Below are 17771 nucleotides of genomic sequence, written 5' to 3'. Positions count from 1 at the left end.
GCCTCAGTCATCTGTTGGCGCTTGTGGGCTGGCGACTGAGTGGCGTCGCACCAAGGTTGGGCTGAACATATTGGTGATTTCGGGCAGCGGGGTGTTATTGGCCAGCGCCAATGCCAATTGAGCCGCTTGTGTCGCCATCGCCACCACTGGGTAGCGAATGGTGGTCAGGCGAGGGCGCAAATAACGTGAGATCAACACATCGTCAAAACCGATCAGTGAGATCTCTTGCGGCACGTCAATACTGTTATCACTGAGTACCGACAATGCCCCTGCGGCCATTGAATCATTATAACAGGTGACGGCCGTGAAATGTTTGCCGCGCCCCAACAGGTCGGTCATTGCTTGCTCGCCGCCGATTTCATCTGGTGTGCCGTAGGAAATTAAACGGTCGTCAACCGGGAGACCAAATTCTTCAAGGGCATCCAGATAACCTTGCAGGCGATCAATGGCATCAGAAATTTGATGGTTGGAACAAATAATAGCTATCCGCTTATGCCCTTGTTGAATCAGATGGCGAGTGGCCAGCCAAGCACCATAACGATCATCCAAGGCAACACAGCGCGTTTCAAAGCCCGGTAATGTGCGATTAATCAATACCATGCCGGGGATCTGTTCCATCAATGACGTCAATTCTTCGTCAGATAATTTTTTTGCATGAACCACCAATGCGGCGCAGCGATGACGAATCAGTTGTTCGATAGCCTGCCGCTCTTTTTCCTCGTCATGGTAACCGTTACCAATTAACAGAAAATTGCCGGTGGCATAAGCCACTTGCTCGACGGCTTTGACCATAGAGCCGAAGAAGGGATCTGATACATCAGAAACAATCATGCCCACGGTTTCTGTGGATTGTTGCGCCAGCGCCCGAGCATTGGCATTCGGGTGGTATTGCAGCTGCTCCATGGCGTCACCGACCGCCTTTCTTGATGTTTCACTGGCCTTGGGCGAATTATTGATAACACGAGATACCGTCGCGACGGAAACACCCGCCAGCTTGGCAACATCCTTAATAGTGGCCATTTTTCTTCCAGAGATTTTCAGGGTAATCGCTTACATCACTCAGTTTTGCGGAAAACGTGGCGGTCCGCAAGGGGGGGGGATCGCAACTTGGTGAGAAAAAACCACAGAACAGGAAATTCGGTACATTATCTAGACTGACGACAAATAAAGTTGCCAGACCGGGAGAGATGCTGCACAGAGGCTGGTAGCCGCAGCACCGGAGCACCACTACAAAACAACATTTCAGCTTAGTCCAAAACTATTCTGCTTAGTCAAAATTGTGCTTTGGGCATACTGCCGGGTAAATGTTACTTTTATGATCTATTTAATTGCCTGAGATAGCCATGTCCATCACCCGTTACCCCCAGCTTGCCCACTGGGGCGCTTATACCGCAGTTGTTGAAGATGGCAAATTAATCCGCTGCGAGCCTTTTGCTGATGATCCCAACCCTTCGCCACTATTGGATTCCATTGCGCCAATGGTGTATTCCGACCAACGTATTCGTAAACCGGCGGTGCGCCGCTCATGGTTGCAGCAACGGGAAAAAAGTGATCGAACTTTACGCGGCCGGGAAGATTTTGTTGAAGTGGACTGGGATGTTGCGCTGGATTTAGTCGCTGAGGAGAATCGCCGTGTTAGAGATAAATATGGCCCTTCAGGGTTATTTACCGGCTCCTATGGCTGGTCTTCTGCCGGGCGTTTACATCACGCCCGCTCATTAGTCCGGCGTTTTTATTTCACTGGCGGTGGTGGTGTCGACCAGCTCGGTAACTATAGTTGGGGATCGGCGCAGTTTTTCTTGCCCTATGTGATAGGCACCTTCAGCCCATTGACTGGCCGAGTAACCTCCTGGCCAAGTGTGGTTGAACATTGTGAACTGTTTATCGCATTTGGTGGGCTGGCACTGAAAAATGCGCAAGTATCGTCTGGTGGCTCGGCGGAGCATTCATTGAAACCTTGGCTGGAGAAACTGGCGCAAAAAGGGACGCCGGTGATTAACATCAGCCCAATGCGAGATGATTGCCCGGATTTTGTTAATGCGCAGTGGATCCCCATTCGCCCGAACACGGATGTGGCATTAATGCTGGCGCTGGCGTATGAAATTCAGCAAGTTGGCGCTGAGGATAGGGCTTTTCTAGCTAGCCACTGTGTGGGTTATGAGCAATTGGCTGATTATATTCGCGGGGTGAATGACGGCATCGCGAAAACATCCGACTGGGCCAGTGAAATTACCGGTATCCCGGCGGCAATAATTCGTCAGTTGGCGCAGCAACTTATTGGTGTGCGTAGCTTTATGACCTGCTCTTATTCTGTTCAGCGCGCACACCGCGGTGAGCAACCTTACTGGATGGTTATCGCGTTATCAGCCATGTTAGGGCAAGTCGGCTTACCTGGTGGCGGTTTCTCCTTTGGTCACGGTTCAATGAATGGGGTCGGTAATCCACGAATTGATACCCCCGGGCCAAGCATGCCGGTGGGGAAAAATCCATCAGGATTAGCTATTCCGGTCGCGCGTATTTGTGACATGCTGCTGCAACCGGGGCAGCCATATCAATTTCAGGGGGAAACCCATACCTATCCGGATATTCATCTGGTGCATTGGGCGGGTGGGAATCCTTTTCACCATCATCAGCAATTGAACCGGCTGGTGGAGGGCTGGCAAAAACCGGATACCGTGATTGTGCAGGACATCTGGTGGACACCCGCGGCTAAAATGGCCGATATCGTGTTGCCGGTGACCAGTTCACTGGAACGTAATGATATCGGTGGCTCATCACGGGATCGTTATGTATTAGCGATGCATCAGGCGATTGCACCACAGCATCAGGCGCGGCATGATTTTGATATTTTTGCCGATTTGGCCGAGCGGCTAGGTTATCGCGCGACCTTCACTGAGGGGCGCGATGAAATGGCGTGGATCAAGCATATTTATCAAGAATGCGGCGTCGCACAGTTGCCTCATGGGGTGGAGTGGCCTGATTTTGATACTTTCTGGCAGCGAGGCCATGTGGATTTACCCGCCCCGCAGAAGGAGTTTGTGTTCTTTGATGCTTTCCGCGCTGACCCTCAGCTAAGTCCACTGCAAACACCGAGTGGCAAAATTGAGTTATTCAGTGAGAAAATCGCCAGCTATCAATATGAGGATTTTGCCCCACATCCGCAGTGGGTGCCGCCGGTTGAATGGCTGGGAGCCCCGCAGGCAGAGCAGTGGCCGCTACATTTGATCTCTATCCAGCCTGGGGATCGCCTGCACAGCCAGCTTGATCCGGCACCATTAGCTCAGGGGAACAAAACCGCGGGCCGCGAAACACTCTTGATGCATCCACTGGATGCGGCCAGCCGTGAAATTACCGAGGGCAGCCAAGTTAAAGTGAGTAATTTACGCGGCAATTGTTTGGCGGGGGTGCGTATTACTGATGGTGTCACCCGCGGGGTGGTTTTGATGGCAACAGGAGCCTGGTTTAACCCCGGCTTTGGTGGCAAACAACATCAAGTGGAGCAATCTGGTAATCCGAACGTGCTGACATTGGATATTGGCACTTCTCGTTTGACCCAAGGCCCGAATGCGATGAGCTGTTTAGTTGAGGTGGCGTTGTACTAATGTACCGCAATGAATTACAAACCTTTTCCGCTGACTGACAATGTTCACTCCTAGTTACACTTTGCGCGTAAATGTTGCGATTGCTTGCTGGCTGAGGTTTCACAGAAACGGATACAGTAGTGATCCCAGAGGTATTAATTGGTGAATAATCAACATACGCTGTGTGTTAAAGCCAGTTTTTTATTTACACCGACCTACGCAGATGCGTAGGTTTTTTTTTATTTGTCCCTCCCCGCCCAATTATCCGTGCGCTCCTACATAAAAAACCGCCAGAATGATAGTATCCTCTTTGCACCTTTCTTATTCATTGTTCATTGACTTATAGGGAAATAGACATGGGTTATCGCATACTGCGTGCTCTTTTTCGCGGGTTATTTCGTGTCACCATTGATGGTGTCACTGACCAGTTTTCACAGCAAAAGCTGATTATCACGCCCAATCATGTCTCTTTCCTTGATGGTGCTCTATTAGCGCTGTTTCTGCCGATAAAACCGGTGTTTGCTGTCTATTCCAACCTTACTGAAAGCTGGTATATGCGCTGGCTGCGGCCCTATGTGGATTTTGTCGCTCTTGACCCCACTAAACCCATGGCAATCAAACACTTGGTCAGGATGGTCGAGCAGGGCAGGCCAGTAGTGATATTCCCCGAGGGGCGCATCACCGTGACCGGCTCATTAATGAAAATCTATGATGGCGCGGCGTTTGTTGCAGTAAAATCAGGGGCTTGTGTTGTTCCTGTCCGTTTGGAAGGGCCGGAATTTACCCGTTTTGGCCGACTGGGCGATGTGCTCAAAGTCCGCTGGTTCCCGAAAATCAGTATTCATGTGTTGCCCGCCACCACCTTACCGATGCCGCAAGCCGCGCGAGCCCGTGACCGCCGAGTGCTGGCGGGTGAGCACTTACACGCCATTATGATGGCCGCGCGCATGGCGATTGTGCCGCGGGAAACACTCTTTGAAGCGCTATTATCAGCCCAAACGCGCTATGGCAGTTTTAAACCCTGCATCGAAGATATTTCTTTTAAGGAAGACTGCTATCAAACGCTGCTAAAGAAAATCTTAGGTGTCAGCCGTATCCTGCAACGGTTTACGGCCCCGGGAGAGCATGTTGGGCTGCTTCTGCCCAATGCCACTATCACGGCCGCGGCGATTTTCGGTGCCACACTGCGAGGCCGAATCCCGGCGCTGCTTAATTACACATCGGGCGCTAAGGGCCTAAAAAGCGCCATGACTGCGGCCTCATTAAAGACTATTGTTACCTCGCGGCAGTTTCTGGAAAAAGGCAAACTGACACATCTGCCTGAACAGGTCTCAGAGGCCAATTGGGTCTATCTGGAAGATTTAAAAGACACGGTCACGTTAGCTGATAAGTTATGGATTTTATTCCATTTATGCTGCCCGCGGCGGGCAATGACGCCCCAACAGGCAGATGACAGCGCATTGATTTTGTTTACTTCCGGTTCAGAGGGCAACCCTAAAGGTGTGGTGCATTCACACGCCAGTTTATTAGCCAACGTCGAGCAGATCCGCACCATTGCAGATTTCACCCCGCGGGACCGTTTTATGTCGTCGCTACCGCTGTTTCATGCTTTTGGCCTGACTGTCGGATTATTCACACCGCTAATGACTGGCAGCCGTGTATTTCTTTACCCCAGCCCACTACATTATCGGGTGGTCCCTGAACTGGTGTATGACCGTAACTGTACCGTCCTGTTTGGCACCTCCACTTTCCTGGGCAATTATGCCCGCTTTGCCCATCCGTATGACTTCGCCCGCTTGCGCTATGTGGTGGCTGGGGCTGAAAAGTTAGCGGAGAGCACCAAACAAATTTGGCAGGATAAGTTTGGTATTCGTATTCTGGAGGGTTATGGCGTCACTGAATGTGCCCCCGTCGTGGCAATTAATGTGCCGATGGCGGCAAGAGTGAATACGGTGGGCCGCATTCTGCCAGGGATGCAATCCCGACTGATTCAAGTGCCGGGTATTGAGCAGGGCGGGCGTTTACAATTACGTGGCCCTAATATTATGCGCGGCTACTTGCGGGTAGAAAACCCGGGGGTGCTGGAGCAGCCATCGGCTGAAAATGCTCAGGGTGAGCAGGAAATGGGCTGGTATGACACCGGCGATATTGTGGTTATTGATGCGCAAGGGTTTTGTGCTATTCGTGGCCGAATGAAGCGCTTTGCTAAATTAGCCGGAGAAATGGTATCACTGGAGGGTGTCGAACAGCTGGCACTGCGTGTTTCCCCGCAAGGGCAGCATGCGGCAGCCACGAAAGCAGATAGCGCCAAAGGGGAAGCTTTGGTGTTGTTTACCACTGACAGCGAAGTGACCCGTGAAAAGTTAGTCAAAGCCGCACGAGAAAGCGGGGTCACTGAATTGTCAGTGCCGCGTGATATTCGCGTGGTGAAAGCCTTGCCTCTGCTGGGGAGTGGCAAACCTGACTTTGTGACGTTAAGTAAGATGGCGCAAGACCCGGAGATGAGCGCATGAGTCAGCAAGAATTAGTCGATAAGCCATTGTTGTCTAAGGGGATGATTGCCGTCCTCTGTGCGCAGTTTTTCTCAGCTTTTGGTGATAATGCGCTGCTTTTTGCCACCCTGGCACTCATTAAGCAGCAGTTATATCCCGACTGGAGCCAGCCAATATTGCAAATGGCGTTTGTCGCGACTTATATCATTCTCGCGCCGTTTGTTGGGCAATTTGCCGATAGTTTTGCCAAAGGGCGAGTCATGATGGTGGCAAATGGCTTGAAGCTGGCTGGCGCGCTGGTTATCTGTTTTGGCTTCAATCCGTTTCTGGGGTATAGCTTGGTGGGGGTCGGCGCTGCGGCTTATTCGCCAGCTAAATATGGCATTTTGGGGGAAATCACCTCCGGCGAGCAGTTGGTGAAAGCCAACGGCATGATGGAGGCGTCAACCATTGCCGCCATTTTACTCGGGTCGGTGGCGGGCGGTGTTTTGGCGGATTGGCACTTGGGCGTGGCATTGGGCGTATGTGCGCTGGTCTATGCTATTGCGGTGATCGCGAATCTGTTTATCCCACAGTTGGCCGCAGCCCGGTCAGGTCATTCATGGCGGCCAAGCGCTATGACGGGCAGTTTCTTCGCAGCTTGCCGCATTTTATGGCGCGATGGCGAAACCCGCTTCTCACTGGCAGGAACCAGTTTGTTTTGGGGCGCGGGGGTAACATTGCGCTTCCTGCTGGTGCTGTGGGTGCCAATCGCTCTGGGGATCGCCGATAACGCCACTCCAACATTGCTCAATGCCATGGTGGCTATTGGCATTGTGCTGGGGGCGGGGGCTGCTGCCCGTTTTGTCACCTTAAAAACGGTGAAACGCTGCCTACCCGCCGGAGTGTTGATTGGTGTTGTGGTCGCCATTTTCGCCCTGCAACACAGTATGCCAATGGCCTATTTGCTATTGATTATTATCGGGATTTTAGGCGGTTTCTTCGTGGTTCCGCTTAATGCTTTATTGCAGGAGCGCGGTAAAAATAGTGTCGGTGCCGGTAATGCTATTGCGGTGCAAAATCTCGGTGAAAACACCGCGATGCTGCTGATGCTGGGCTTGTTCTCGGTGGTGGTGAAACTCGGGGTGCCAGTGGTGGCGGTGGGGGTTGGCTTTGGCGTGATTTTCGCCCTAGCAATAGCGCTGTTGTGGGGCTGGCAGTGGCGGCAATTGCGGCATAAGGCCGCTAAATAATTCAATAACTAAAGGCCGCTTTTAGCGGCCTTTTTGTGATTAAACTGAGCAGAAATTAAGGGGCAGGGAAGGTAAATCGGGTATGAATCTCTTCCAATGCATTTAAGACTTCTTGGCCCAGCACCACATTCTGGCTATCAATATTACTTTTCAGTTGCTCCAGTGTCGTTGCACCCAGCAATGTGCTGGCCACAAACGGCTGCTGGCGTACGAAGGCTAATGCCATCTGTGCCGGATCCAGCCCATGTTGTTTTGCCAGCGCCACATATTCAGCAATGGCCCGCTGGGCTTGTGGCCCGGTATAGCGAGTGAATCGACTGAATAAGGTATTACGCGCCCCTGCGGGTTGTGCGCCGTTAAGGTATTTGCCGCTCAGGGTGCCGAATGCCAGACTGGAATACGCCAGCAGTTCTACGCCCTCATGTTGGCTTATCTCGGCCAACCCGACTTCAAAGCTGCGGTTTAGCAAACTGTAGGGGTTTTGAATCGAAACAATACGCGGTAAATCATGCTTTTCTGCCAGTTGCAGATAGCGCATAACCCCCCAAGGTGTCTCATTAGAGACGCCAATGTAGCGGATTTTACCGGCGCGCACCTGTTCGTTCAGGGCTTCCAGTGTCTCGAGCAAGGTGACCACGGCGGTTTGTTCACTGTAACGATAATTCAACTTACCAAAGCAGTTGGTTTCTCGTTGCGGCCAATGTAGCTGATAAATATCAAGATAATCGGTATTGAGGCGTCGGAGGCTGTCTTCCAATGCTACACGGATATTTTTTCGATCCAGTGCCATGTTGGGGCGAATGGGCTTATCGTTTGCGCGGGATGGCCCGGAGACTTTGCTGGCTAAAATGATTTTGTCGCGGCTACCGCGTGCTTTTATCCAGCTGCCAATGTATTGCTCAGTTAACCCCTGAGTTTCTGGTTTTGGGGGAACTGGGTACATTTCTGCGGTATCTATCAGGTTAATACCGGCTGCAACGGCATAATCCAGTTGAGCATGGGCATCGGCTTCACTGTTTTGTTCACCAAAAGTCATGGTGCCCAGGCCCAGCAGGCTTACTTCTAATGAACTGTGGGGAATTCGATGATATTGCATTGCCGACCTTCCTTAATGTCTGAAATTATCAGGCTAATACCCTTGGTGACTGACATTGTTGAGCCAATAATGGTGGGTATAAGTCAAACTCGCCTTATCCGACTATAACGAAGCACTGCGGCAGGGGGAAGTGTGTAAGGTAAAAGTGCAGAAAAAAGCATGAAATGGGTGTGGCTAACCACACCCATGAGCAATGGTGTTGATTTACTTCGCCGGCTTGTTTTTTTTCCCGCGCATCAGATTCAGGGTTTCAACCCCCATAGAGAAGAACATGGCGAAATATATGTAACCTTTCGGAATGTGAATCTGGAAGCTTTCCAACATCAGTGTAAACCCGACCAGAATCAGGAAAGCTAAAGCCAGCATTTTGACTGATGGGTGGCGGTTCACAAATTCACCAATCGGCCGGGCAGCAAACATCATTACCCCCACGGCGATGACCACGGCGGCCATCATAATGAACAGGTGGTCTGAAAGCCCGACCGCAGTTATTACTGAGTCCAAACTAAAAATGATGTCCAACAGCATGATTTGCACGATGGCGGCAAAGAAAGAGCTGACATTACTGGTGTGCTCCGTATCACTGCCCTCAATGGTTTCATGGATTTCTTTGCTGGCTTTCCAAATCAGGAATAAGCCCCCTAGCAGCAAAATGAGATCTCGCATGGAGATACCATGGCCCGCCAGCGTGAACAACGGCTCCGTCAGGCGGATAACCCAGGCAATGGAAGCAAGTAATGCCAAACGCATTAACATTGCCCCGGCCAAACCAATGCGGCGAGCTTTGTTTTGCTGCGCTTTAGGTAATTTTGCCACCACTAAAGAGAGGAAAATAATATTGTCTATGCCGAGAACAATCTCGAGGATAGTCAGTGTGCCTAGCGCCAACCAGGCATTTGGATCGGCAATCCATTCAAACATTGTGCCTTACACCTTACTGAATTTACGGAAACACAAAGATACAATTATACGCGTTTATTGATTAATCGGAATAATAGGATTCATCCGTTAAAGCAAAAAGTGACGAGCCAGCATCGGGCCAGTAAAGGTCTTTTTCAGATAAAAACCACGAGGTAGCGTCATGATGGGTTGCCCTTGCTCGCCGATGGCCTCTGTTAATGCACGGCTGTTGGCCGCTTTAGGCCGCAACTGTAATACTTCGCCATGGCGGGCGGTTATGGTTTCAACTTTCCCCAAAACGATAAGATCCATTAATTCTTCCCAGTCACGGCGCAGTAACTCTTCTTCCTCCTCATTTGGGCTCCACAATAATGGCGTCCCGACCCGGCGCTGTGCTAACGGAATTTGCCGTTCCCCCTCGACCGGCACCCACAATACTCTGGCCAGCTTATGCCGCACATGGCTACTTTCCCAGGTGATGCCGCTATTACCCGTGAGTGGCGCGACACAGACGAAAGTGGTTTCCAGTGGTTTACCTTGAGCGCTGACAGGAATGGTCTTCAGCTCGATACCGATATCGGCGAAATCTTGCTCAGGCTTACTGCCGGCGCTCGCCCCCAGATAGAATTCCAGCAACATACCGACCCAACCTTTGATGCGTTTTAAATCCGCAGGAATGTGCCAACCCGCCCTGATTGCCAATTCGCCCAGGGTAAAACCGGCTAATGCTTCAGCCCGTTGAAAAAGTTGATGTTCATCAGTGGGGGGGACTGGGGGCAGTGAATAAACAGACATAGAATGGCAACCTGCTAAAGTCGGTTAAAAAACAAGCTGAAATAAAAGTGACTGTAGATGTATTGTTATCCAGCGCAGCAGAAGTGAATAATAGCATGATTTAAAGGAATTTTTATGCCCTCGTGTGCGCTGAATACTGTTATTTGGGCTATCTTGTACACCTACTGACAGCAATAATGAACAGGATCTTACACCTATTTATCCACAGATTTGTTGGATAACCGCAGTAAATCACGATCACTGGTTCAATTTACAGCCTTGACGGCAGGTTTTTTTGCGAGTTTTACTCTTTTTTGCCTAACTTTGCTGCATTATCTGTGGATAAAAACCACATTGATGGATCTTTAGCCAGCCGCAGATCTAAAACGGATATAGATCACATTTTGGTGTTGTGAATACCTGTGGGAAACCTGTTATTTTGTTGAAATTAATCATTTATTTTTTTAGATATTTCTGACGTATAATTACGTTAAAATGAGTTGTACCTGCTTTTCCCTAGAGTTCTGCACACCTATATCCACAGAAAAAGTGAATAAAATGCGGGATGTAACCCCTAGGGTGTTTATAACTTTGCCAATATCTGTGAGTTATCCCAGAGTTATCAGGTTTCACTGGCAGATAAGCAGTGGTTTACCGCCTGTTGCTAGTGTGAAACAATCAGAGCATCTTTGAGTTTTAAGCTTATCGAGGTAGTCCGGTGATCGATGATGATGGCTACCGCCCGAACGTGGGTATCGTAATTTGTAATCGGCAGGGAGAAGTGTTGTGGGCCAGACGTTACGGTCAGCACTCTTGGCAGTTTCCGCAAGGGGGGATAAACCCCGGAGAAACACCAGAGCAGGCCATGTATCGCGAACTTTTTGAAGAGGTCGGGCTGAACAAAAAGGATGTCCGAATTCTGGCTTCAACCCGTAACTGGTTACGTTACAAATTACCCAAACGTTTGGTGCGTTGGGATACAAAGCCGGTATGCATCGGCCAAAAACAGCGATGGTTTCTACTACAGTTAATGTGTAATGAAGCCGATATCAACATGCAACGCAGCAGCACCCCGGAGTTTGATGGCTGGCGATGGGTCAGTTATTGGTATCCGGTGCGCCAAGTGGTGTCTTTTAAACGGGATGTTTATCGTCGCGTAATGAAAGAGTTTGCGCCAATTGTCATGCCTGTGCAGGAGGCGGCTCCGCCACGGGTGCCACCCGCTTATCGCCGTAAAAGAGGTTAAGTTAAGCCGATCATGCTCACGCGTTTGCGAGAAATAGTTGAGAAAGTGGCGATGGCAACCAGCCTAACGGATGCGTTAGAGCTGTTGGTCAATGAAACTTGTCTGGCGATGGACACGGAAGTCTGCTCGATTTATCTGGCAGACAATGACCGCCGTTGTTATTACCTAATGGCGACGCGGGGGTTGAAAAAACCCCGCGGTCGCATTATTACGCTGGCCTTTGACGAGGGGGTAGTCGGGCTGGTTGGGCGTTTGGCCGAACCTATAAACCTGGCGGATGCTCAAAGTCACCCCAGTTTTAAATATGTCCCTCAAGTTAAAGAAGATCGCTTCCGAGCGTTTCTCGGGGTACCTATTATTTATCGCCGCCAGTTGCTCGGCGTGCTGGTGGTTCAGCAACGCGAACATCGTCAGTTTGACGAGAGCGAAGAGTCGTTTATGGTCACGCTGGCCACTCAACTGGCCGGTATTCTTTCACAATCCCAGCTTAACGCGATTTTTGGTCAATACCGCCAAACGCGGATCCGCGCGCTGGCGGCGGCTCCCGGTGTTGCGGTTGCCGAAGGCTGGCAAGATACTTCGCAGCCTTCCCTGGATTTGGTTTATGCCGCCTCAACCCTCGATACGGCCCAAGAACGTGAGCGCCTAACCCAGGCGCTAGAAGAGGCTGCGGCTGAATTCCGCCGTTTCAGTAAACGTTTTGCTGCCAGCTCACAAAAAGAGAGCGCGGCGATTTTCGACCTCTATTCTCACTTGCTCAATGATGCTCGCTTAAAGCGCGAACTTTTCGCGCAAATCGATGCAGGATCCGTGGCTGAATGGGCGGTTAAGCAAGTGGTTGAACAATTTGCCGCGCAGTTTGCCAGCCTGCAAGATACCTATATGCGCGAGCGGGCCAGTGACTTGCGAGCTCTGGGCCAGCGCTTACTGTTCCATCTCGATGATAGTACCTCTGGGGCCAGCCAATGGCCTGAGCGCTTTATTCTGGTGGCTGACGAGCTAACTGCCACACTGTTGGCTGAAGTGCCGCAGGATCGTCTGGCCGGTGTCGTGGTGCGCGATGGTGCCGCTAACTCTCATGCCGCCATTTTGGTGCGCGCCATGGGGATCCCGACCGTGATGGGCGCTGATATTCAACCGGCGTTACTTAATCAGCGTTTACTGATTGTTGATGGTTATCGTGGTGAAGTTCTGGTTGATCCTGAGCCGGTGCTGGTCAAAGAGTATCAACGGCTGGTCAGCGAAGAAATTGAGCTCAGTAAACTGGCGGAAGATGACGTCGAGCAGCCTGCGGCCCTGAAAAGTGGTGAGCGAGTTCAGGTGATGCTGAACGCCGGCCTTAGCCCGGAGCATGAACAACTGCTGGGTGGGCGAGTTGATGGCGTTGGTCTGTACCGCACCGAAATTCCTTTTATGCTACAAAGCGGCTTCCCATCCGAGGAAGAGCAAGTGGCGCAGTATCAAGGTATGTTGCAGCTCTACCCCAATAAACCGGTCACGCTACGAACACTGGATATTGGTGCCGATAAACAACTGCCTTACATGCCCATCAGTGAAGAAAACCCTTGCCTGGGCTGGCGCGGCATCCGTGTTACTCTCGATCAGCCAGAGATCTTTTTGATCCAGGTCAGAGCCATGCTTAGGGCCAATGCTGGAACCGGTAATCTGGGTATTTTATTGCCGATGATCACCAGTTTAGAAGAGGTTGATGAAGCAAAGCGTCTAATTGATCGTGCGGGGCGTGAAGTCCAGGAGGTTCTGGGCTATGAGTTGCCGCCACCGAAATTGGGTGTGATGATTGAAGTACCAGCCATGATTTTTATGTTGCCGTATCTGAAATCACGAGTCGATTTTATCTCGATTGGCACTAATGATCTGACGCAATATTTGCTGGCGGTGGATCGTAACAATACCCGTGTAGCTTCACTGTATGACAGCTTGCACCCGGCGGTGCTGCAAGTGCTAAGCCACATCTTGACTCAGGCGACTCAATCTGGCCTGCAAGTGAGCTTGTGTGGTGAAATGGCCGGTGATCCGATGGGCGCATTGTTGCTGGTCGGGTTGGGTTATCGCAATCTCAGTATGAATGGCCGCAGTGTGGCGCGAATTAAATATCTGCTGCGTAATATTGATTTGGTGGATGCAACCGCATTGGCTGAGCGGGTATTAACGGCCCAAATGACGACTGATGTACGCCATTTAACTGCCGCATTTATGGAGCGCCGAGGGTTAGGAGGCTTGATTCGCGGTGGTAAATAGAATGTCGGGTTTACAGAACTTTTCTGTTTGATGCCGCCCAGACAGCCATTGGCCTATGCTATTATGCGCTACCTGTAGCCCTGACTGGGCAGAACATTAATCTTCTCAAAACAAGAGATATTTCGTGGTGATAGATGATCAATAGCTATCTGGCGTTTCCTAAGTTTGATCCGGTCATTTTCTCAATTGGCCCGGTTTCCCTGCATTGGTATGGCCTGATGTATTTAGTGGGCTTTGTTTTCGCGATGTGGCTGGCGGTTCGTCGGGCAAATAAGCCTGGTAGCGGCTGGACAAAAGAAGAAGTCGAAAACCTCCTTTATGCCGGGTTCCTCGGGGTGTTTGTCGGTGGCCGCGTCGGTTATGTCCTCTTCTATAACCTACCGATGTTCCTCGATAATCCGCTGTACCTGTTTAAGGTCTGGGATGGCGGCATGTCATTCCACGGTGGTCTGATTGGTGTTATCTGTGTGATGCTGTGGTTCGCTCGCCGTACCAAACGCCATTTCTTCCAGGTTGCTGATTTTATTGCACCACTTATCCCATTTGGCTTAGGCGCTGGGCGTCTTGGTAACTTTATTAATGGTGAATTGTGGGGCCGAGTTACAACTGATACTCCATGGGCTATGTTGTTCCCGACTTCCCGGGGCGAAGATATTGCAATTGTTGCTGCAGACCCGGCTAAATGGCAGGCTATTTTTAACCAATATGGTGTATTGCCACGTCATCCTTCGCAATTGTATGAAATGCTTCTTGAGGGGGTGGTGTTGTTTATCATCCTAAATCTGTTTATCCGCAAACCGCGCCCGATGGGCAGTGTTTCAGGCCTGTTCCTGATTGGTTATGGAGCATTCCGGATTATTGTGGAATGTTTCCGCCAGCCAGATGCTCAACTTGGTTTGTTCGACGGCGTGATCAGCATGGGGCAGATCCTGTCTGTGCCTATGATTCTGGCCGGTATCATTATGATGATTTGGGCGTATCGCCGTCCTGCGCAACAACTTTCGTGAGGTAACATGAAACAGTATCTGGATTTGATGAAAAAAGTGCTGGAAGAAGGCACTCCTAAAGATGACCGTACCGGTACCGGGACGCTGTCGATTTTTGGGCATCAGATGCGTTTCAATTTACAAGACGGTTTCCCGCTGGTGACCACCAAACGTTGCCATCTACGTTCAATCATCCATGAACTGTTATGGTTCCTCAATGGCGATACCAATATTGCCTATTTGAAAGAAAATAACGTCTCAATCTGGGATGAGTGGGCGGATGAAAACGGTGACCTTGGCCCGGTTTATGGCAAGCAATGGCGCGCCTGGGGAGCGGCTGATGGTCGCAAAATTGACCAGCTGAGCCATGTGGTTCAACAGCTGAAGCAAGACCCAAACTCGCGCCGTATCATTGTGTCTGCATGGAATGTGGGTGAATTGGATCAAATGGCTTTAGCGCCGTGCCACGCTTTCTTCCAGTTCTATGTTGCTGATGGCAAGTTATCTTGTCAGCTATATCAACGTTCTTGCGATGTGTTCCTTGGCTTACCATTTAATATTGCTAGCTATGCATTATTGGTGCATATGATGGCGCAGCAATGTGACTTGGAAGTCGGTGATTTTGTCTGGACGGGTGGTGATACACACCTATACAGCAATCATATGGAGCAAACACAGCTGCAATTAAGCCGCGAACCTCGGGCATTACCGAAGCTGATTATCAAACGCAAACCTGACTCATTGTTTGATTACCAATTTGATGATTTTGAAATTGACGGTTACGAGCCTCATCCGGGCATTAAAGCCCCTGTTGCTATCTAATCTTGTTACCGGAGCCGCTTGGCTCCGGTTTTATATCTGCACTATTAACCGGTAATATCCCCACTAAATAGTCATTCTCCTCACTTTGTTATTCTGCTCGCGGCTCATAAAATTGCGAACTATACCGCACTATTTTCTGCATTCATGTCGTCATAAATAACATTTTGCGTAGCTCTTCCAGCCTTGGTTAAGCACGACTGGAACTCAAATTTTTACGACGTAAACTCGCGACATGAAAACTATCCTACGGCTCAATAAACCCCGTGTTATTCCAGGGGATACTCTTACAAAACAAAAAGGCATTAGTCTTATCGAATTGCTCTTGGTCATTGCCTTAGCTGGTGTTATGGCCACCTGGGGCACACAAAGTTGGCATCATTATCGCCAGCGGGAGAGATTAGCGGACAGTGCTCGCCAGCTATTAGCCTTTTTAACACATTTGCAAGCCAAGGCTAACCGCAATAACAGCTCGGTTTTATTGTGGGTAGAACCAGGCCAACAAGGGTGTTTAGGAAGTGGTGATAAACCCGTCACTCCCTGTGCTTTGTTAGAAAATTCAGTGTTTACTCCGCCCTATACTGATGTTGCTATCGCCATTTCCTTGAAAAAAGAAATAGGTTTTTTTGGTACCAGAAATACGGCACAAGCAGGAAATATTATGCTTAATAATTCGGCAGGGCGTATTCGGTTAATTCTTTCCAGTCGCGGGCGAATGAGGCTATGCAGTGAGGAGCAATCAATATCAGGTATTCATTTATGCAAGAAATAATACCAAAGTCGGGATCTGATATATCAGACCATTTTTTACAGAAATATATAACAGGTTTTACTCTGCCAGAAATGATGTTGGCACTGAGTATTGGCAGCTTGATTATTATGGCGGCCACAAAGACTTTTCCTCAACTACACAAACAAATAGCCACATTGCAGCAGCATTATCATCTGGAGTTAACAATGAGCCAGATTATGGCGGTGCTGGAAAAAGATCTGCGGCGGGCAGGATTTTGTCACGGAGAGTGTCAGGGAAAAGCGATGACAATACATCACTATCCGACGGAAGCTATAAACTCTTGTTTGATTGTTGCTTATGACCTTAACCGCAATGGCCGCTGGGAGGGGGAGAAACATCAGGAATCCGAATATTTTGGTTACCGCTTACGTAATAAAGCATTAGAAGGCCAGCGTGGTGAGTTGAATTGTTCAGGGAGAGGTTGGGAAAAGCTGTTTAATTCGCAAGATATCACCATAACGCACTTTTCTGTTAGCCGAATACGACAGCAAGCATCGGGTCAGGTTTATAGCGTGCAACTGGCGGGCCAAAAAACCGGTAATCCAGCAATACATCATCAACTGAGTTATAGCATCCGTGGGAATAACTTATGAGACCAGATAAACAGCGGGGCTCAAGTACTTTGGCTGCTGTCGCCACTCTGTTTGCCCTAGGTTTATTTCTGCTGTCAGCTTTACATCGGCAATTAGATAACATTCAGCAAATTACCGCCGAGGAACAACATCATTTACGGGCTTTTAATCAGGCAACATCATCATTGAATTGGGGAATGAGTCAGCATTGGCTATTTAGTATGCCGTGGGGCCTTGGTTCAACATGGCATTGTCATGAACAGTCACCATCTGGTTTGAGGGTCTGTATTAAACCGGCATCACTGACCGGTTTTTTTATCCTCAGGGGTGAGAGCCAATCTTTAGGCGGTCAACCACCTCTAATGCTTTATCAACGAGTTAAACTCCATTCAGAGAAGAGTGGTAAAGAAGCCCACCAACTGGTTAAGGTCGATCATGGCTGGTTAGATTTTTGCCCGGATAAGGAGGAGAAATTTTGTACTTAACAGGATGCTGTAATAGATCACAGCGCGCTAAAGAGATAGGCTATCCCCTTGTTCAACAGGGGTTTAGTCTACCTGAGGTCTTAATTGCGGCACTTTTTTTCTCAGTTTCTCTATTGGGATTGCTGCAATACCATCAGGCTCTTTTGCAGGGGTTCTCATCTTTGTGGCAGCAACGCCAGGCGTGGTCTTTACTTCACCAACACATTGAAAGCAGCAGTAATGAACCTGCAAAAACACTTATCTCGGGAGTGAAGCCTAATTGGCAATATCATCAGATTACAAGCCGAACTGATGGGCAGTGCGCAGAGTTTACATTTACCCTAAGAATACACCCTAAGCAGCAGGCAGAATTAAGTCGTTGGTTTTGTAAGGGGAGTATCGAGAGTTAATCGTGCAGGTATAAATATGATAATGAAGATAACCTATTGCGCTCACTCATTATCAAGTTAGAGTATTAAATCTCAGGATTTATCCACAAGTGATAGTCAGTTGGTTTAATCATTGATGGATATTCTCCATAGTGCCTTAAGGGAGTC

At 49.6% G+C, this 17771-nt stretch carries 15 protein-coding genes; 11 read left to right on the top strand and 4 right to left on the bottom strand.

What is annotated here, in order from left to right:
- Positions 1-3: 3 nt before the first annotated feature.
- Complete coding sequence (galR, locus tag D5F51_RS17325; protein WP_025377198.1) at positions 4-1020, bottom strand: HTH-type transcriptional regulator GalR; 1017 nt, start codon at positions 1018-1020, stop codon at positions 4-6.
- A 323-nt stretch (positions 1021-1343) separates the two neighbouring features.
- Between galR and D5F51_RS17320 the strand changes: the two genes are divergently transcribed.
- From D5F51_RS17320 to lplT, 3 genes are all read left to right on the top strand, one after another.
- Positions 1344-3602, top strand: a complete 2259-nt coding sequence (locus D5F51_RS17320) for a molybdopterin guanine dinucleotide-containing S/N-oxide reductase (RefSeq protein ID WP_129198083.1) — start codon at positions 1344-1346, stop codon at positions 3600-3602.
- A gap of 335 nt (positions 3603-3937) precedes the next feature.
- Positions 3938-6094: a bifunctional acyl-ACP--phospholipid O-acyltransferase/long-chain-fatty-acid--ACP ligase gene (gene aas / locus D5F51_RS17315; RefSeq protein ID WP_129198081.1), complete on the top strand. Its 2157-nt coding sequence runs from the start codon at positions 3938-3940 to the stop codon at positions 6092-6094.
- Positions 6091-7305, top strand: a complete 1215-nt coding sequence (gene lplT, locus D5F51_RS17310; protein ID WP_129198079.1) for a lysophospholipid transporter LplT — start codon at positions 6091-6093, stop codon at positions 7303-7305. The genes aas and lplT overlap by 4 nt, the downstream gene beginning before the upstream one ends.
- A gap of 55 nt (positions 7306-7360) precedes the next feature.
- Here lplT and D5F51_RS17305 read toward each other — a convergent pair whose 3' ends face one another.
- From D5F51_RS17305 to mutH, 3 genes are all read right to left on the bottom strand, one after another.
- Positions 7361-8401: an NADP(H)-dependent aldo-keto reductase gene (locus tag D5F51_RS17305; RefSeq protein WP_129198077.1), complete on the bottom strand. Its 1041-nt coding sequence runs from the start codon at positions 8399-8401 to the stop codon at positions 7361-7363.
- A gap of 204 nt (positions 8402-8605) precedes the next feature.
- A complete protein-coding gene (locus D5F51_RS17300) occupies positions 8606-9322 on the bottom strand; it encodes a TerC family protein (protein WP_025377203.1) in 717 nt (238 codons plus the stop codon).
- An 87-nt stretch (positions 9323-9409) separates the two neighbouring features.
- Positions 9410-10096 carry a DNA mismatch repair endonuclease MutH gene (gene mutH, locus D5F51_RS17295; RefSeq protein ID WP_129198075.1) on the bottom strand — a complete coding sequence of 229 codons (687 nt, stop codon included), beginning with the start codon at positions 10094-10096 and terminating at the stop codon, positions 9410-9412.
- 697 nt (positions 10097-10793) lie between these two features.
- Here mutH and rppH point away from each other — a divergent pair.
- The 8 genes from rppH (at position 10794) to D5F51_RS17250 (ending at position 17624) form a co-directional block, all read left to right on the top strand.
- Entirely contained in the window at positions 10794-11321 is a 528-nt protein-coding gene (gene rppH, locus D5F51_RS17285) for an RNA pyrophosphohydrolase (RefSeq protein WP_025377205.1), read from the top strand.
- Between the two features lie 12 nt (positions 11322-11333).
- A complete protein-coding gene (gene ptsP, locus D5F51_RS17280) occupies positions 11334-13580 on the top strand; it encodes a phosphoenolpyruvate--protein phosphotransferase (protein ID WP_129198073.1) in 2247 nt (748 codons plus the stop codon).
- Positions 13581-13714: 134 nt separating this feature from the next.
- Complete coding sequence (lgt, locus tag D5F51_RS17275; RefSeq protein ID WP_025377207.1) at positions 13715-14587, top strand: prolipoprotein diacylglyceryl transferase; 873 nt, start codon at positions 13715-13717, stop codon at positions 14585-14587.
- A 6-nt stretch (positions 14588-14593) separates the two neighbouring features.
- The gene (thyA, locus tag D5F51_RS17270; protein ID WP_129198071.1) at positions 14594-15388 is read left to right on the top strand and encodes a thymidylate synthase; all 795 of its coding nucleotides are present in this window, start codon (positions 14594-14596) and stop codon (positions 15386-15388) included.
- Positions 15389-15620: 232 nt separating this feature from the next.
- Positions 15621-16157 (top strand): prepilin peptidase-dependent protein, encoded by a 537-nt coding sequence (locus D5F51_RS17265; RefSeq protein ID WP_129198069.1) that lies wholly within the window; start codon positions 15621-15623, stop codon positions 16155-16157.
- Positions 16145-16771, top strand: a complete 627-nt coding sequence (locus tag D5F51_RS17260; protein ID WP_129198067.1) for a prepilin peptidase-dependent protein — start codon at positions 16145-16147, stop codon at positions 16769-16771. The genes D5F51_RS17265 and D5F51_RS17260 overlap by 13 nt, the downstream gene beginning before the upstream one ends.
- Positions 16768-17235, top strand: a complete 468-nt coding sequence (locus D5F51_RS17255) for a YgdB family protein (RefSeq protein ID WP_025377210.1) — start codon at positions 16768-16770, stop codon at positions 17233-17235. Before D5F51_RS17260 ends, D5F51_RS17255 begins: the two co-directional genes overlap by 4 nt.
- 35 nt (positions 17236-17270) lie before the next feature.
- On the top strand, positions 17271-17624 hold the full coding sequence (locus D5F51_RS17250; protein ID WP_129199427.1) for a prepilin-type N-terminal cleavage/methylation domain-containing protein: 354 nt from the start codon (positions 17271-17273) through the stop codon (positions 17622-17624).
- The last annotated feature ends 147 nt before the right edge of the window (positions 17625-17771 follow it).

This window comes from Yersinia hibernica, assembly GCF_004124235.1.
GTDB classification, from domain to species: Bacteria; Pseudomonadota; Gammaproteobacteria; order Enterobacterales; family Enterobacteriaceae; genus Yersinia; species Yersinia hibernica.
The sequence above is the reverse complement of the archived record's forward strand: the minus strand, read 5'-3'. Positions and strand labels throughout refer to the sequence as shown.

What these genes read in the sequence shown, in the direction of transcription:
- galR (WP_025377198.1), bottom strand. Translation starts at nt 1,020, where the DNA reads ATGGCCACTATTAAGGATGTTGCCAAGCTGGCGGGTGTTTCCGTCGCG.
- D5F51_RS17320 (WP_129198083.1), top strand. Translation starts at nt 1,344, where the DNA reads ATGTCCATCACCCGTTACCCCCAGCTTGCCCACTGGGGCGCTTATACC.
- aas (WP_129198081.1), top strand. Translation starts at nt 3,938, where the DNA reads ATGGGTTATCGCATACTGCGTGCTCTTTTTCGCGGGTTATTTCGTGTC.
- lplT (WP_129198079.1), top strand. Translation starts at nt 6,091, where the DNA reads ATGAGTCAGCAAGAATTAGTCGATAAGCCATTGTTGTCTAAGGGGATG.
- D5F51_RS17305 (WP_129198077.1), bottom strand. Translation starts at nt 8,401, where the DNA reads ATGCAATATCATCGAATTCCCCACAGTTCATTAGAAGTAAGCCTGCTG.
- D5F51_RS17300 (WP_025377203.1), bottom strand. Translation starts at nt 9,322, where the DNA reads ATGTTTGAATGGATTGCCGATCCAAATGCCTGGTTGGCGCTAGGCACA.
- mutH (WP_129198075.1), bottom strand. Translation starts at nt 10,096, where the DNA reads ATGTCTGTTTATTCACTGCCCCCAGTCCCCCCCACTGATGAACATCAA.
- ptsP (WP_129198073.1), top strand. Translation starts at nt 11,334, where the DNA reads ATGCTCACGCGTTTGCGAGAAATAGTTGAGAAAGTGGCGATGGCAACC.
- lgt (WP_025377207.1), top strand. Translation starts at nt 13,715, where the DNA reads ATGATCAATAGCTATCTGGCGTTTCCTAAGTTTGATCCGGTCATTTTC.
- thyA (WP_129198071.1), top strand. Translation starts at nt 14,594, where the DNA reads ATGAAACAGTATCTGGATTTGATGAAAAAAGTGCTGGAAGAAGGCACT.
- D5F51_RS17265 (WP_129198069.1), top strand. Translation starts at nt 15,621, where the DNA reads ATGAAAACTATCCTACGGCTCAATAAACCCCGTGTTATTCCAGGGGAT.
- D5F51_RS17260 (WP_129198067.1), top strand. Translation starts at nt 16,145, where the DNA reads ATGCAAGAAATAATACCAAAGTCGGGATCTGATATATCAGACCATTTT.
- D5F51_RS17255 (WP_025377210.1), top strand. Translation starts at nt 16,768, where the DNA reads ATGAGACCAGATAAACAGCGGGGCTCAAGTACTTTGGCTGCTGTCGCC.